Origin of the sequence: Variovorax sp. YR266 (assembly GCF_900107295.1) — a bacterium.
Lineage (GTDB): Bacteria > Pseudomonadota > Gammaproteobacteria > Burkholderiales > Burkholderiaceae_C > Variovorax.
Map to the genome: position 1 here is coordinate 210,496 of NZ_FNPM01000004.1, position 15,471 is coordinate 225,966.

A 15,471-nucleotide genomic window follows, 5' to 3' on the forward strand; every position below is an offset into this window, starting at 1 on the left:
CTTGAGTCGTTCAAAGGACCACGTTGACCAGACGGCCGGGAACCACGATCACGCGCTTGGGCGGCGCGCCTTCGGCGAAGTTGACGAAATCGTCGCAGGCAAGCGCGAGCTTCTCGATCTCGTCCTTCGATGCGCCGGCCGGCACGCTGAGCTTGCCGCGCAGCTTGCCGTTGACCTGCAGCATGAGTTCGATCTCGTCCTGCACCAGCGCACCGACGTCGACCGCGGGCCAGGGCGCGTCGAGCAGGCCGCCCAGGTCCTTGTCGTAGCCGAGTTCGTTCCACAGCTGCTGGGCGATGTGCGGCGTGGCCGGGTAGAGGCAGCGCAGCAGGATGCCGAAGCCCTCGCGCATCGCGGCCGCGTCGCCCGCGCTGCCGTCGGGCTTGAAGCCTTCCAGCGCGTTGAGCAGCTTCATCGCGCCCGACACCACCGTGTTGTATTGCATGCGCTGGTAGTCGTAGTCGATCTGGCGCAGCACGGTGTGCACCTCGCGGCGCAGCGCCTGGGCATTCTTGCCGAAGGTCTGGCCGCTGACAGCCACCGGCGCCACGTCCGCCTGCGCCACGCCGAAATTCCACACCCGGCGCAGGAAGCGGTAGCTGCCTTCGACGGCCGCGTCGTTCCACTCGAGCGTGGCTTCGGGCGGCGCGGTGAACATCGTGTACAGGCGCGCGGTGTCGGCGCCGTATTTCTCGATCAGGTCCTGCGGGTCGACGCCGTTGCGTTCGCTCTTGCCCATCTTGCCGACGCCGCCGTACTCGACCTTCGTGCCGTCGGCGGTGGTGCCGCCGGTGATGCGGCCCTGCGCATCGAGCACCGTCGCGACTTCGCTGGGCGGGAAGTAGTCCTTGCCGCCCTTTTCGTTGCGCTTGTAGAAGATATGGTTGAGCACCATGCCCTGGGTGAGCAGCTTGCTGAAGGGCTCGTCGGCCTTCACGAGGCCGAGGTCGCGCATCACCTTGGTCCAGAAGCGCGCGTACAGCAGGTGAAGAATCGCGTGCTCGATGCCGCCGATGTACTGGTCCATCGGCATCCAGTAGTCGGCGCCGCCGGCCACCATCGCCTCTTCGTTCTTCGGGTCGCAGTAGCGCATGAAGTACCACGACGAATCGACGAAGGTGTCCATCGTGTCGGTCTCGCGCCGCGCGGGCTTGCCGCAGACGGGGCAGACCACGCCGGCGTGGAAGCCTTCGTGCTTGTGCAGCGGGTTGCCCGAGCCGTCCGGCACGCAGTCGGTGGGCAGCACCACGGGCAGGTCTTTCTCGGGCACCGGCACTGCGCCGTGTTCGTCGCAATGGATGATCGGGATCGGCGTGCCCCAGTAGCGCTGGCGGCTCACGCCCCAGTCGCGCAGGCGCCAGGTGGTCTGCAGCTCGCCCAGGTCCTTCTGGCCCAGCGCATGCGCCACGGCGGCCACGGCCTCCTTGTACGACATGCCGCTGAAGTTGTCGGAGTTGATGGTCACGCCGCGCTGCTTGTCGGCGTACCAGTCCTGCCACTTGTGATAGTCGAAGTGCGGCTCGTCGTCGACCAGCACCACCTGGATGATCTCGATGCCGTACTTGTTGGCGAAGGCGAAGTCGCGCTCGTCGTGCGCGGGCACGCCCATCACGGCGCCGTCGCCGTAGCCGATCAGCACGTAGTTGCCGACCCACACGGGCACCTGCTCCTCGGTGATCGGGTGCTTGACGGTCAGGCCGGTGGGCACGCCCTTCTTCTCTTGCGTGGCGAGTTCGGCCTCGGTGGTGCCGCCGCTCTTGCACTCCTCGATGAAGGCCGCGACCTTGGGGTCGAGCGTGGCGGCATGCGCGGCCAGCGGATGCTCGGGCGCCACGGCGCAGAAGGTCACGCCCATGATGGTGTCGGCGCGCGTGGTGAACACGTACATGCGTCCGTCCTGGATCAGCTTGCCGCTCGCGTCCTTGATGTCATGCGTGAAGGCGAAGCGCAGGCCCTCGCTCTTGCCGATCCAGTTTTCCTGCATCAGCTTGACGCGCTCGGGCCAGCCCGGCAGCTTGTGCTGGGTGTGTTCGAGCAGTTCCTCGGCGTAGTCGCTGATCTTCAGGTAGTAGCCCGGGATCTCGCGGCGCTCGACCGTCGCGCCGGTGCGCCAGCCCTTGCCGTCGATCACCTGCTCGTTGGCCAGCACGGTCTGGTCGACCGGGTCCCAGTTGACGACCTGGGTCTTGCGGTAGGCAATGCCCTTTTCGAGCATCTTCAGGAACAGCCACTGGTTCCACTTGTAGTAGCTCGGATCGCAGGTGGCGATCTCGCGGCTCCAGTCGATGGCCAGGCCCATGGCCTGGAGCTGGCCCTTCATGTAGGCGATGTTCTCGTAGGTCCACTTGGCCGGCGGCACGCCGTTCTTCAGCGCTGCGTTCTCGGCCGGCAGGCCGAAGGCGTCCCAGCCCATGGGCATCAGCACGTTGTAGCCGCTCATGCGCAGGTGGCGCGTGAGCATGTCGTTGATCGTGTAGTTGCGCACATGGCCCATGTGCAGCTTGCCGCTGGGGTACGGCAGCATCGAGCAGGCGTAGTACTTCTTGCGGCTCGTGTCCTCGGTGACGCGGTAGGCATCGGCGGCGCTCCATTGCGCCTGGGCAGCGGACTCGACGTCGCTGGGTTTGTAGCTGGGATTCATGGCGGTTCGGCAAGAGCCCGGCTCGGAGCGGCCGGGAACGCGGGATTATCGCGCCCGGGCGAAAGCCCCGGCCGGCAGACTCTAGACTCGGGGCACGTAACCTGCGTGTTGCGCGGGTAACGCCTGCCGTCCGACAGGTTTTTCGCACCGCCTGGAACACCATGAAACTGCGCCTGAAACACCTCGCCCTGGGCCTAGCGGCCGCCGCCGTCGGCCTCGCCGCCACGCCCCTGTGGGCCCAGCAGAACGACAAGCCCCTGCGCATCGTCGTGCCCTTCGCCACCGGCGGCGCGCAGGACGTGATCGCGCGCTACCTGGGCGCCAAGCTCACCGACAAGCTGGGCCAGCCCGTCATCATCGACAACAAGGCCGGCGCTGGCGGCATCGTGGCCGCCGACGCGGTGGCCAAGGCAACCGACGGGGCCACGGTGCTGCTGGCCACTGGCGGTGCGATCACGATCGCCCCCCACCTGCAGCCCAAGCTCCCCTACGACCCGGTGCACGAGCTGGTGCCGGTGGCCCTGGTGGCCGACACGCCGATGACGCTGTCCGTGCGCACCGAGAGCCCCTACAAGACGGTGGCCGACGTGCTGCGCGATGCCAAGGCCAAGCCGGGCCAGGTGACCTATGCCTCGACCGGCAACGGCACCGTGTCGCACCTGACCGGGGCACTGCTGGCGCAGGCGAGCGGCACGAACCTGCTGCACGTGCCCTACCGGGGCGCCGCGCCCGCCATGACGGACCTGCTGGGCGGGCAGGTGGCGACCATCGTTACCAGCGTGGCCTCGATCGAACCCATGGTCGCCAGCGGCAAGGCGCGCGTGCTCGGCACCTTCTCCCGGGTTTCCCTTCCCAGCATGGGTTCGGCCCCCACCATCGGCGAGGCCACCGGCCTGCCTGGAATGGAAGTGCCGGTCTGGGTCGGCGTGATGGCGCCGGCGCGCATGCCGGCGGCGAGCGTCGAGAAGCTGTCGGCGGCGCTGCTCGAGGTGTGCAACCTGCCGGAGACCAAACAGCGCTTCGCCCAGTTGGGCGCGGTGAACACCTGTGGCGGCCCGGCTGCCTTGGGCAAGGTCGTGACGGAAGACAGCCAGCGCTGGGCGAAGGTGATCAAGCAGGGCGGGATCAAGGTTGACTGAGTTTTCGGGCAAGAAGTACCGCGTCGGCATCGCGGGCACCGGGGCAATCGCGCTGGCCAGCGCGGCTTGGCTGCGGCAGGCGGGCCACGGCGTCACCGTGTGGTCGCCGGGTGGCCAGGGCGCAGAAGCCTTGCGCACGCAGGCACTGGAGGCCAGCGGCATCCAGTCTTTTTCAGTGACCGTCGAGGTTGCCGACGATGCGGCCGGGCTGTGCGCGGCCTCGGACGTACTGCTGCTGGCCCTGCCGGTCAACGGCCACAAGCGCGTGATGGACGCTCTGCTCCCCTGCCTGCGCGACGGCCAGACCGTGATCGTCAGCTCGATGGCCTCGCTGTCGTCGCTCTATCTCCATGAAGCAGCCCGCCGCGCGGGCAGGCAGATCACCGTCGCCAGCTTCGGCACGACCGTACTGACCGCGCGCCGCGAATCGGGCACGCAGGTCAGGGTGATGACGCGACGCAAGGCCGTCGGCGTCTCCGCCCTGCCCGGCTCAAAAGTCGGCGAAGCCGTCGCGCTGTGCACCGCCCTCTTCGGCGACGGCTTCTCCGCGCAGGACGGCGCCCTTGCCAGCGCCCTGGCCAACGTCAATCCGCAGTCGCACGGCCCGCTCGCGGTCTTCAACTGGACCCGCATCGAGCGCGCCGAGAACTGGCCGCAGTACCACTGCATGACGCCCGGCGTGTCGCGCGCGATCGAGGCACTTGACCAGGAACGCCGCGCCGTGGCGGCAGCCTTCGGCATCGAGCTCGGCCCCATCGAGGCGCATTTCGCGCGCTCCTTCGGCACCACGTCTGAAAAGCTCGCAGACATCGCCGCCGAGCTGCACGCCAAGCGCGGCGGCCCGCCCGGCCCCACGCAGGTCGACACCCGCTACGTGACCGAGGACATGCCCTACGGCCTGGCGTTCGTCGAGGCGCTGGGCGCCATCGCCGGCGTGCCGACACCCGCGACGCGCACCATCGTGGATGCGGCCTCGCTGGTCAACGGCGTCGACTTCCGCCGCGAAAACGACCTGCTCGAACCGCTGGGCCTGGCGAGCGAAACCGTCGCCGGGCTGCTCGCGCGCCTATGAACCGTCTGCTTCGGGGAACACCGGCTCCCCGAGGTTGAGCATCAGCCGGTTGGCCCAGGCGAAGATGGCGACCGAATGGATCAGGTCGAGTATTTCCAGCTCGGTCAGCCCGACCTCCTTCAACCCGCGCACGTCGTCGGCCGAGACCTTGTCGGGTTCCGCGCCAAGACGGATCGAAAACTCGACGATGGCCTTCTCGCGTGCCGTGGTGCCCGCGCCCGCCGGCTCCTCGAACACCTGCGAGATCACGTCGTTGCGCTTGGCCAGCTGCTCGAAGCGCTGCGCATGCACCGAGGCGCAGTAAACGCAACCATTGACGCGCGACTCCACCGTGGCACCCAGCTCGCGCTCGGCGCGCGGCATGCCGCCCGGCGCGAACATGATCGCGTTGAAGGCAATCGAGCGCTGCAGCAGTATCTCGGGCTGATGCGCCAGCACCAGAAAATACGGCGACGTGCGCGCCTGCGGGCTCATCTCGTCCAGCGCCGCCAGTTGCGCCGGCGTGGCGGTGTCGACGTTCACCGTGTCGAGCCACGGCTTCCACTTCAGCACCTCGTTGGTGAAGCCCTTGATGCGGATCGGGGCCGTCATGCCGCCACCTCCACCGCTGCCAGCGCCTTCAGCCCCGCGGCGACGCGGATCTGGTACGACAGGAAGGCGATCAGCTGGCTCATCGCCACGATGGCGGGCGTCGACAGACCGCTGTCGACCAGCGACTGCACAGCCGCCTTGTCGCCCTCGATGGGGCGTTCGATCAGCTTGCCGGTGAAGGCCAGCACGGCGTGCAGGCGCGCATCGGCCACGGGCTTGCCGGCGTCCACCGCCGCGGTCACGGCACTGTCCGCGCCTTCGGCCGCCAGCCGGTCGCGGTAATGCGCGGCAAGGCTGTCCGCCTTCGACACGCGGCAGGCATGCAGCGCCACCAGCAGCCGCTCGCTCACCGACAGGCCTTCGACGGCCGGGGAAAACATCGCGTCGTAGCTGCCCTGCGTGGCGGCGACGACCTTGTCGCGCTGGCGCCGCAGCGCCCAGGTGGGGTGGTCTGGCGCCAGCGGGACGGCGGCATCGATCACATCGGAAGTGGGAGTGCTGGTTGTCATGGTTCAGTTTCTTTCCTGAGGCGGCAGCGCGGGCGTCCATTCGTCACCGAAGAGTTCCGGCTCGGCGTAGGCCTCGAGGTTGGCGTAGTGGTGGTCGAAGTCTTCGCGGTAGAACAGGCTGGCGATGCCGCTCGCCAGCCGCTTGGCGCCGTCGCTGATGGCCGGGATGTCGCCCGACACCGTGCCGTGCGACAGCGCCGCCGGGTAGCAGAAGCAGTGGATGCGCCCAAGCCCCGGGCATTCGCCCGGCACGCGCTCCTGGAATTCGAAGACCGGCCCGAGGTCGGGCGAGTCGGCCAGTTCCTGGTCTTCGTCGCCGGGAGCGGGTACGAAGCGGTCTTTCCAGGTGCGCACCTGGGCGGCGATGCCGTCGAACTCGGGGCGGTTGGGCCAGTCGACCTTGAAGCCGGTCGAGACGATGAGGAAGTCGAATTCGAAGTCGCCCTTCGGCGTCGACACGCGCATCGAATCGCCCTTCGGCTCGATGGCCAGGATCGGGCAGCCGAAGTTGAAGAAGGCATTGGTGTGCCCCGACACCCGCAGCGTGCTGCCGTGCGGCGGCGGCACGTTCGCCACGTTGATGTAGTGGCGGATGCGCCACTTGAGTTCGTCGGGCAGGTCGTAGTGGCCCTGCGTGAGCCCCGGCACGCCCGCGCCCTTGCCCTTGTTGACTCGCGGCAGGTCGGGCCGGCGGATCAGCAGTTCGACGCTGTGCGCGCCTGCCTCCAGCGCGGTGCCTGCACTGTCCATGGCCGAAGAGCCCGCGCCGACCACGCCCACGCGCAGGCCCTTGAGCCGGCCGTAGTCCATCTCGTCGGAGGAGTGCGCCCATTTCGAGCGCGGCAGCGCGTTGACGAAAGCGGGAATGGCCGGCCCGCCGAGGCCGTCTCGCCCGGTGGCGAGGACGACCCGGCGCGCCAGCACGCTGCGTTCGCCTTGCGGCGTGCGCAGATCGAGGCGCACGCCGGTGGCATCGGTCAGCGGATGAATGCCGGTCACGGCCGTGTCGTTGCGTACGTCCACGCCCATCACGCGGCGGTACCAGACCAGATAGTCCATCCACTGCAGGCGCGGGATCTTGTCCATCGCCGTCCAGGCCTCCAGCCCGAACTGGGCCTCGAACCACGCCCGGAAGGTGAGCGACGGCAGGCCCAGCGCGGGACCGGTGAGCTCCTTGGGCGAGCGCAGCGTCTCCATGCGCGCCGTGGTCGCCCAGGGGCCTTCGCTGCCCGCGGGCGAGCGGTCGAACACCACCGCGCGAATGCCCAATTGCGCCAGCGCGACCGAGGCAGCCAGGCCGGCCTGCCCGCCGCCGATGACGGCCACGTCGAGCATCGGTTCACCGCCAGCCTGCCGCACAGGCATCCAGTTGCGCCCGGGCCAGCCGAGGTATTCGAGGTCCTGGGCAAGCCGCGCTTCGAGCGCGGCGAGGGAAGAAGAGGCGGAATCTGATGTCGTCATTTTGAAAAGCGGGAGCGGCGCCCAGTGTAGAAAGCTTCACGGGTCTTCGCGCCATGCACCGCCGCCCCGCACCTGCGTATCACTGGCCCGAATTTCGCATGCCACAATGATTTCAGACCACAGGGACCGGCATGGGCAGCAATACCGACAGCAGCGAATGGTGGCGCGGTGCGGTGATCTACCAGATCTACCCGCGCAGCTTCATGGACAGCGACGGCGACGGCATCGGCGACCTGCCGGGCATCACGTCCCGGCTCGAGCACGTGGCCAGCCTCGGCGTCGACGCCATCTGGGTTTCTCCTTTCTTCCGTTCGCCGATGAAGGACTTCGGCTACGACGTGGCCGACTACCGCGCCGTAGACCCCATGTTCGGCACGCTGGCCGACTTCGACGCCATGCTGGCGCGGATGCACGAACTGGGCCTGAAGCTCGTCATCGACCAGGTGTTGTCGCACACGTCCGACCAGCACGCCTGGTTCGCCGAGAGCCGCTCGAGCCGCGACAACCCCAAGGCCGACTGGTACGTGTGGGCCGACCCCAAGCCCGACGGCACGCCGCCCACCAACTGGCTGTCGGTGTTCGGCGGCTCGGCCTGGCAGTGGGATTCGCGCCGGCGGCAGTACTACCTGCACAGCTTCCTGGCGGAGCAGCCCGACCTCAACTTCCATTGCCCCGAAGTGCAGGAGGCGCTGCTGGGCGAGGTGCGCTTCTGGTGCGAGCGCGGCGTGGACGGCTTTCGCTTCGACGCCTGCAACCACCAGTTTCACGACGCGCAGCTGCGCGACAACCCGCCGGCCTCGCTGGCCTCGATAGGCGAAGTCAGCACGGTGCGCGCCGACAACCCCTATGCGATGCAGCAGCATCTGTATGACAAGAGCCAGCACGAGAACCTGGCGTTCCTCGAAAGCCTGCGCCGGCTGCTCGACGGCTACGGCGCGGTGGCGCTGGGCGAGGTCGGCGACGAGAACGCGCCGCCCGTCATGGCGCAATACACCGATCGCGGCAAGCGACTGCACCAGGCCTACAGCTTCAGCCTGCTGACGGCCGACCACAGTCCCAAGCACCTGCGCCACCAGGTCGAGGCCCTTGACGAGGCGCTCGAACCCACGAACGGCTGGGGCTGCTGGGCGATGTCGAACCACGACGTGCCGCGCGTCGCCACGCGCTGGAGCGACGGCGGCGCACCCGACACGTGCCGCGACCGGCTCTGGCTGACGCTGCTGCTGGCGCTGCGCGGCAGCGCGAGCATCTACCAGGGCGAGGAACTGGGCCTGCCCGAGGCCGAAGTGCCGTTCGAACTGCTGCAAGACCCGTACGGCCGCGCTTTCTGGCCCGAGTTCAAGGGCCGTGACGGCTGCCGCACACCGATGCCATGGACCGCCGAGGCGCCGAATGGCGGCTTCACCACCGGCGCGCCCTGGCTGCCGGTGTACGGCGCCCACCTGCCGCTGGCCGTCGAACGACAGGCCGCGGACCCTGGGTCGATGCTGGCCTTCAGCCGCACGCTGCTGCATTGGCGGCGCACGCAACCGCTGCTGCGCACCGGTGGCATCCGCTTCATCGACGCACCCGAGCCACTGCTGCACTTCGAGCGGCGCGACGGAAAACTCTCGCTGCGGGCGGTCTTCAACTTAGGGAGCGAGCCGGTATCGATGCCGCTGCCCGACGGGCTGATGCCTCTCGTCGGACAGCCGCTTGAGCACACCGCCGTCATGCAGACCGTGGATGAAAAGCGCATGCTGACGCTGGCGCCGTACGGCGTCTTCTTCGGCACACCCGCCGTTGAAGGACGAAGCTGACCACCATGCCCTTGAAGCCGCTGCCCGAGTCCGAAGTCCATGCGCTGATGCGCGCGGAGCACGGCGATCCGTTTGCCGTGCTGGGCCCGCACGAGAGGCCCGAGGGCCTGGAAGTGCGCGCGCTGCTACCCGGCGCGCAGCGCGTGGCCGTGGTGCATTCGCGCACCGGCTGGCCGCTGGCCATCCTCGCGCGGCACGAAGGCTCGGACCTGTTCAGCGGGCTGGTTCCGGCAGCCGAAGCCCGCATGGGCTACTCGTTCCAGGTCGACTGGGAGGCGCACACCTCGCGGCTGGAAGACCCGTATCGCTTTCCGTTCGTGCTCGGCGAAACCGATGTTTGGCTGCTGGCCGAAGGCACGCACCTGCGGCCGTGGGAGCGGCTGGGCGCGCACATCCGCGAGATGGACGGCGTGAAGGGCGTGGCCTTCGCGGTCTGGGCGCCGAATGCGCGGCGCGTGTCGGTGGTCGGCAACTTCAACAACTGGGACGGCCGGCGCCACATGATGCGGCTGCGCCGCGAGTGCGGCGTGTGGGAGATCTTCGCGCCGCACGTGACCGTCGGCGACAGCTACGAGTTCGAGATCCTGTCGGCGCAGGGCGAGGTGCTGCGCAAGGCCGACCCCTTCGCGTTCTCGTCGCAGCTGCGGCCCGACACGGCCTGCGTGGTGCAGCCCCTGCCCGCGCCGGTGAAGATGCCCGAAGGCCGTGCCGCCGCAAACGAGCGCCACGCGCCAATCAGCATCTATGAAGTGCACCTGGGCTCATGGCGCCGCAAGAACGGTCACGAATGGCTGGACTACCGCGACCTGGCCGACACGCTGGTGCCCTATGTGCGCGACCTGGGCTTCACGCACATCGAGCTGCTGCCGATCACCGAGCACCCCTTCGATGGCTCATGGGGCTACCAGCCGATCGGCCTGTACGCGCCGACCTCGCGCTTCGGCACGCCGGGCGACTTCCGGCATTTCGTGGAGGCCGCGCATGCGGCCGGGCTGGGCGTGATCCTCGACTGGGTGCCCGCGCACTTCCCGACCGACTCGCACGGCCTCGGCCGCTTCGACGGCACGGCGCTGTATGAGTACGCCGACCCGCGCGAGGGCTTCCACAACGACTGGCAGACGCTGATCTTCAACTACGCCCGCACGGAGGTGCGCAACTACCTGGTCGGCAATGCGCTGTACTGGCTGGAGCGCTACGGCGTGGACGGCCTGCGCGTGGATGCGGTGGCATCGATGCTGTACCGCGACTACAGCCGCAAGGCCGGCGAGTGGGTGCCGAACGTGCTTGGCGGACGCGAGAACCTGGAGGCCATCGACTTCCTGCGGCGCATGAACCGCGTGGTGGGTATTGAGCGGCCTGGGGCGGTGACGCTGGCCGAGGAGTCGACGAGCTTCCCCGGCGTGACCCGTCCGCCGGAAGACGGCGGGCTGGGGTTTCACTACAAGTGGAACATGGGCTGGATGAACGACACGCTGTCGTATGCGGGCACAGACCCGGTCTATCGCAAGCACCATCACCAGCAGATCACCTTCGGGCTGATGTACGCGCACAGCGAGAACTTCGTGCTGCCGCTGTCGCATGACGAGGTGGTGCACGGCAAGGGATCGCTGATCGGGCGCATGCCCGGGGACGAGTGGCAGAGGTTTGCTGGCCTGCGCAACCTGTACGGGTACCTCTGGGCGTATCCCGGCAAGAAGTTGTTGTTCATGGGCGGGGAGTTCGCGCAGTACGCGGAGTGGAATGCGGACCGCGGCCTGGACTGGCATCTGCTGGAGCATGCCTCTCACCAAGGAGTGCGGCGGCTGGTGCGCGACTTGAACAACGTGTATCGGCACTTTCCTGCGTTGCATGAGCTTGACCATGACGGGGCGGGGTTCGAGTGGATCGTGCATGACGATGCGGATCAGTCGGTGTTTGCGTTCGTGCGGCGGGGGCGGGATGGGGCGTTTGTTGTGGCTGTTTGCAACTTCACGCCTGTGCCTCGGCATGGGTATCGGTTGGGGGTTCCTGCTTCGGGTTCCTACCGGGAGATCATCAATACGGATGGGGCGGTTTATGGGGGGAGTGGGGTTGGCAATGGGGTTGTCGAAAGCGCTCCTGTTGCTTGGCATGGGAAGGCGGATTCGATCTCGATCAGCGTGCCTCCGCTGGCTACTGTGATGTGGGTGTTGGCTTGAAAGCTTGTGACTTGGTTTGCTTCCCGGGGCCGGGTCTCGGCCCGGCGGCCGACCTACTTTTCTTTGCTTCGCCAAAGAAAAGTAGGCAAAAGAAAGGCGACCCTACTGTCTGCGTCCCTCCGCTTCGCTGCGGGCAACCTGCGGTGCTCGACTCCGGAGGGGGGCCGCAGAACTCGCTTCGCTCAAACAGCTGCGGCCCTGATCCCTCCTACGTCTGCGCTCCTCGGCGCAGCCAGAAGGGATCGGGGAACCCAGCAGGCCTTCGCTGCGCTCGGCCCCCGAACATCCAACAGCCAATACCAAGCCGAGCGAAGCAAAGGCCCGTTCCGTTTCCCCTCCCCTCTGGCTGCGCCGAGGAGCGCAGCGTTTCGCGGATCAGGGCTCGCCCTTGTCTGAGCGAAGCGAGTTTGGGCGAGACCCCGCGAAACGCGAGCACCGCAGGTTGCCCCTTCGCAAAGCGAAGGGGTCGCAGACAGTGGGGTCGCCTTTCTTTTGCCTACTTTTCTTTGGCGAAGCAAAGAAAAGTAGGTCGCCCGCCGGGGCGAGTCCCGGCCTCGGAAAGCAAACCCACCCAAAGGCCAGCCAAATGCTGAGCCCAGGCACCCCCTTCCCCTTGGGCGCAACACCTTCACCACAAGGCGTGAACTTCGCCCTGGCAGCCCCGACAGCAGAAGCAGTAGAACTCTGCATCTTCGACACCACAGGCAAAAACGAACAACAACGCCTGAAACTGCCAGCACAAACAGACGGCATCTGGCACGGCCACCTCCCCAGCGCATCTCCAGGCCTGGTCTACGGCTACCGAGTCCACGGCCCCTGGTCCCCTCAAGAGGGAACCCGCTTCAACCCAGCCAAGCTCCTGCTCGATCCCTACGCCAAAGAGATCGTGGGCAACTACGACGGCAGCGACATCTTCCTGGGCCACGACCCAGCGAACCCAGACAAAAGAGACACCCGAGACAACGCCGCAGTCGCCCTCAAGGCCCGGGTAGCTGCATCAGGTCCGGCACCAGCCACTCCCGGCCACGCTCGCATCGCAGCAGGCGACCGAGTCCTCTACGAACTGCACGTAAAAGGCCAGACAAAGCTCCACCCCGCCGTCCCCGCAGCCCTGAGAGGTACCTACGCCGGCCTGGCGGAACCCGCCGTACTCGACCACCTCCAGGCCCTGGGCATCACAACCCTGAGCCTCATGCCCGTCCAGCACCGAGCAGACGAGCAGCGCCTGCAGCACATGGGCCTGAGCAACTACTGGGGCTACACCACCATCGGCTGGTTCGCCCCCGAAGCCCGCTACTGGAGCGGCCGCCCCGGCACCACCCCCGCCGACGAATTCCGCGCCATGGCCGAAGCCATCCACGCGCGCGGCATGGAACTGGTGATCGACGTCGTCTACAACCACAGCGCCGAAACCGACGAGCTCGGCCCCACGCTCTCGCTGCGCGGCATCGACAACGCCCTTTACTACCACCTGCGCGCCGACGACCGCGCCCTCTACGAGAACTGGACCGGTTGCGGCAACTGCCTCAACCTCGGCGAGCCGCGCGTGCTGCAGCTGGTGATGGACAGCCTGCGCTTCTGGGCCTGCGAGATGGGCGTGGACGGCTTCCGCTTCGATCTCGCCCCGGTGCTCGGGCGCGATGCACAACGGGGGTTCGATGCGCGCGCGCCCTTCTTCGCCGCCATCGCCCAGGACCCGGTGCTCTCGCGCACGCTGCTCATTGCCGAGCCATGGGACATCGGCCCGGGCGGCTATCGCCTGGGCGAGTTCCCGCCCGGCTGGCTCGAATGGAACGACCGCTACCGCGACACGCAGCGCGGCTTCTGGCTGCGGCAGGACCACGACGACAAGGCCAGCCTCGGCGACTTCGCCCATCGCTTCACAGCCTCCAGCACCCAGTTTGCGCACAACGGCCGCGCACCGACCGCGAGCGTCAACTTCGTCACCGCGCACGACGGCTTCACGCTGCGCGACCTCGTGAGCTACAACGAGCGCCACAACCTCGCCAACGGCGAGGACAACCGCGACGGCCACGGCCACAACATGAGCAACAACTGCGGCGTCGAGGGCCCGAGCGACGACCCCGCCGTGCTGGCCTTGCGCAGTCGCCTGCAGCGCGCGCTGCTCGCCACGCTGATGCTGTCCCAGGGCACGCCCATGCTGCTGGCCGGCGACGAGCTCGGCCACAGCCAGCAGGGCAACAACAACGCCTACTGCCAGGACAACGAAACCACCTGGCTCGCATGGATCGGCGCGTCCGCCCCCGGCAGCGACGCCGCCCGCATGAGCGCCTTCGTGGCGCGCCTGGCCGCCTTGCGCCGCGAGGCCCCGGCCCTGCGCAGCACCCGCTGGTGGCCGGCCGAAGCGCCGCAGGGCACTCCACCCGGCATTCGCTGGCTGCGCCCCGACGGCGAACCGATGACGCCCGCCGACTGGAACAGCACGGGCACGGCCCTTGCAATCCTCTTCGGCGATGGCACCGACGACAACAGCAGCGCGTGGCTGGTGATGGTGAACGCAGGCCCGCAGGCCGTGTCCTTCACGCTGCCCGCGGGCACGTGGCGCCTGAGCCTTTCCACCGACCCCGGGCACGACCCGGGCGAGGTGGGCCAACCGCTCGGCGACACGGCACAAGTTCCTTTTTCAAGCATCGGGATTGCAAGAACGTAGGAGCCAGGCGCACGGCGCGGTGCTAGTCTCGATGCAGAAACTCTGACGACGAATTCCAACAAGCGAATAGACGAACGAACGGAGACACAGGATGGACAACCTCACACCGCAAGCGCACCCGCAGCAGGAGCTGCAGGCCCATCAACTGGTACGCCGCACCATCGCCCTGGTGCTGGCCGGCGGGCGCGGCTCCCGCCTCAAGCAGCTGACCGACCGGCGCGCCAAGCCGGCCGTGTACTTCGGCGGCAAGTTCCGCATCATCGATTTCGCGCTGTCCAACTGCCTGAACTCGGGCATCCGGCGCATGGCGGTGGTCACGCAGTACAAGTCGCACTCGCTCATGCGCCACCTGCAGCGCGGCTGGAGCTTCTTGCGCGCCGAGCTCAACGAGATGGTCGACGTGCTGCCCGCGCAGCAGCGCGTGGGCGACGAGCACTGGTACCGCGGCACGGCCGATGCGGTGTTCCAGAACCTCGACATCATCCAGACCCGCTCGACCAAGCACGACTACGTGGTGGTACTTGCCGGCGACCACATCTACAAGATGGACTACTCGATCATGGTGAAGGACCACGCCGAGCACGGCTTGGGCTGCACGGTCGGCTGCATCGAGGTGCCGCGCATGGAAGCCACGGCCTTCGGCGTGATGGCCATCGACGACGGCCGCCAGATCACGGCCTTCCTGGAAAAGCCCGCCGATCCGCCCGCCATGCCCGGCCACCCCGACGTGGCGCTGGCGAGCATGGGCATCTACGTGTTCGACTCCGAGTACCTCTACCAGCTGCTCGAAGAAGACAGCGTCAACCCCGATTCGAGCCACGATTTCGGCAAGGACATCATTCCCCGCGCCGTGGCCCAGGGCCGCGCGCTGGCCCATCCTTTCGGCATGTCGTGCGTCACGCGGGCCTCGCGCGGACCCGACGCCAAGGCCTACTGGCGCGACGTGGGCACGATTGATGCATTCTGGGCAGCCAACCTCGATCTGGCCTCCATCACCCCGGAGCTCGACATCTATGACACGGACTGGCCCATCTGGACCTACCAGCGGCAGCTGCCACCGGCCAAGTTCGTGCTCGACCGGCACGGCCAGCACGGCATGACGGTCAACACCATCGTCTCGGGCGGCTGCATCGTCTCGGGCTCCAAGGTCAGCAGCTCGGTGCTGTTCTCCGGCGTGCGCATCCATTCCTTCTGCGAGATCAACGAGGCCGTGCTGCTGCCCGACGTGGAAGTCGGCCGCGGCGCCCGGCTCAACCGGGTGGTGATCGACCGCGCCTGCGTCATACCCGACGACATGGTGATCGGCGAAGATGCCGCGGCCGACGCCGCCCGCTTCGAGCGTACCGAGAACGGCGTGGTGCTCGTGACACGCGAGATGCTCAAACGACTGGCCGCCTGAGGCCACAACGCC

At 67.7% G+C, this 15,471-nt stretch carries 10 protein-coding genes; 6 read left to right on the forward strand and 4 right to left on the reverse strand.

Translation table 11 applies throughout. The annotated features are described in order from the left end of the window. Nucleotides 1-10: 10 nt before the first annotated feature. Nucleotides 11-2,641 carry a leucine--tRNA ligase gene (gene leuS, locus BLW48_RS12895; protein WP_093175222.1) on the reverse strand — a complete coding sequence of 877 codons (2,631 nt, stop codon included), beginning with the start codon at nucleotides 2,639-2,641 and terminating at the stop codon, nucleotides 11-13. A gap of 161 nt (nucleotides 2,642-2,802) precedes the next feature. Between leuS and BLW48_RS12900 the strand changes: the two genes are divergently transcribed. Both BLW48_RS12900 and BLW48_RS12905 read left to right on the forward strand, forming a co-directional pair. Then, nucleotides 2,803-3,780, forward strand: a complete 978-nt coding sequence (locus BLW48_RS12900; protein WP_093175225.1) for a Bug family tripartite tricarboxylate transporter substrate binding protein — start codon at nucleotides 2,803-2,805, stop codon at nucleotides 3,778-3,780. Beyond that, the gene (locus BLW48_RS12905; protein WP_093175227.1) at nucleotides 3,773-4,852 is read left to right on the forward strand and encodes an NAD/NADP octopine/nopaline dehydrogenase family protein; all 1,080 of its coding nucleotides are present in this window, start codon (nucleotides 3,773-3,775) and stop codon (nucleotides 4,850-4,852) included. The genes BLW48_RS12900 and BLW48_RS12905 overlap by 8 nt, the downstream gene beginning before the upstream one ends. Here the strand turns inward: BLW48_RS12905 and BLW48_RS12910 are convergent. From BLW48_RS12910 to BLW48_RS12920, 3 genes are read right to left on the reverse strand one after another with little or no spacing between them, the layout of a single operon-like run. Beyond that, nucleotides 4,847-5,443 carry a peroxidase-related enzyme gene (locus tag BLW48_RS12910; protein WP_093054010.1) on the reverse strand — a complete coding sequence of 199 codons (597 nt, stop codon included), beginning with the start codon at nucleotides 5,441-5,443 and terminating at the stop codon, nucleotides 4,847-4,849. The two genes, BLW48_RS12905 and BLW48_RS12910, sit on opposite strands and share 6 nt — an antisense overlap. Then, entirely contained in the window at nucleotides 5,440-5,952 is a 513-nt protein-coding gene (locus tag BLW48_RS12915; RefSeq protein ID WP_093175230.1) for a CMD domain-containing protein, read from the reverse strand. The genes BLW48_RS12910 and BLW48_RS12915 overlap by 4 nt, the downstream gene beginning before the upstream one ends. Before the next feature lie 3 nt (nucleotides 5,953-5,955). Then, complete coding sequence (locus tag BLW48_RS12920) at nucleotides 5,956-7,413, reverse strand: NAD(P)-binding domain-containing protein (RefSeq protein ID WP_093175232.1); 1,458 nt, start codon at nucleotides 7,411-7,413, stop codon at nucleotides 5,956-5,958. 131 nt (nucleotides 7,414-7,544) lie between these two features. Here BLW48_RS12920 and BLW48_RS12925 point away from each other — a divergent pair, with 131 nt between their 5' ends. The 4 genes from BLW48_RS12925 to glgC all read left to right on the forward strand — a co-directional run bounded on the left by BLW48_RS12925 (nucleotide 7,545) and on the right by glgC (nucleotide 15,459). Then, nucleotides 7,545-9,212, forward strand: a complete 1,668-nt coding sequence (locus tag BLW48_RS12925; RefSeq protein WP_093175235.1) for an alpha-glucosidase — start codon at nucleotides 7,545-7,547, stop codon at nucleotides 9,210-9,212. 5 nt (nucleotides 9,213-9,217) lie between these two features. Further along, entirely contained in the window at nucleotides 9,218-11,389 is a 2,172-nt protein-coding gene (gene glgB, locus BLW48_RS12930; RefSeq protein WP_093175238.1) for a 1,4-alpha-glucan branching protein GlgB, read from the forward strand. A gap of 586 nt (nucleotides 11,390-11,975) precedes the next feature. Then, nucleotides 11,976-14,060 carry a glycogen debranching protein GlgX gene (gene glgX, locus BLW48_RS12940; protein WP_093175240.1) on the forward strand — a complete coding sequence of 695 codons (2,085 nt, stop codon included), beginning with the start codon at nucleotides 11,976-11,978 and terminating at the stop codon, nucleotides 14,058-14,060. A gap of 91 nt (nucleotides 14,061-14,151) precedes the next feature. Further along, complete coding sequence (gene glgC / locus BLW48_RS12945; protein WP_093053999.1) at nucleotides 14,152-15,459, forward strand: glucose-1-phosphate adenylyltransferase; 1,308 nt, start codon at nucleotides 14,152-14,154, stop codon at nucleotides 15,457-15,459. Nucleotides 15,460-15,471 lie beyond the last annotated feature (12 nt).

Bases quoted from the DNA above. Each gene is read 5' to 3' on its own strand.
- leuS (WP_093175222.1), bottom strand. From the start codon at position 2,641: ATGAATCCCAGCTACAAACCCAGCGACGTCGAGTCCGCTGCCCAGGCG.
- BLW48_RS12900 (WP_093175225.1), top strand. From the start codon at position 2,803: ATGAAACTGCGCCTGAAACACCTCGCCCTGGGCCTAGCGGCCGCCGCC.
- BLW48_RS12910 (WP_093054010.1), bottom strand. From the start codon at position 5,443: ATGACGGCCCCGATCCGCATCAAGGGCTTCACCAACGAGGTGCTGAAG.
- BLW48_RS12915 (WP_093175230.1), bottom strand. From the start codon at position 5,952: ATGACAACCAGCACTCCCACTTCCGATGTGATCGATGCCGCCGTCCCG.
- BLW48_RS12920 (WP_093175232.1), bottom strand. From the start codon at position 7,413: ATGACGACATCAGATTCCGCCTCTTCTTCCCTCGCCGCGCTCGAAGCG.
- BLW48_RS12925 (WP_093175235.1), top strand. From the start codon at position 7,545: ATGGGCAGCAATACCGACAGCAGCGAATGGTGGCGCGGTGCGGTGATC.
- glgB (WP_093175238.1), top strand. From the start codon at position 9,218: ATGCCCTTGAAGCCGCTGCCCGAGTCCGAAGTCCATGCGCTGATGCGC.
- glgX (WP_093175240.1), top strand. From the start codon at position 11,976: ATGCTGAGCCCAGGCACCCCCTTCCCCTTGGGCGCAACACCTTCACCA.
- glgC (WP_093053999.1), top strand. From the start codon at position 14,152: ATGGACAACCTCACACCGCAAGCGCACCCGCAGCAGGAGCTGCAGGCC.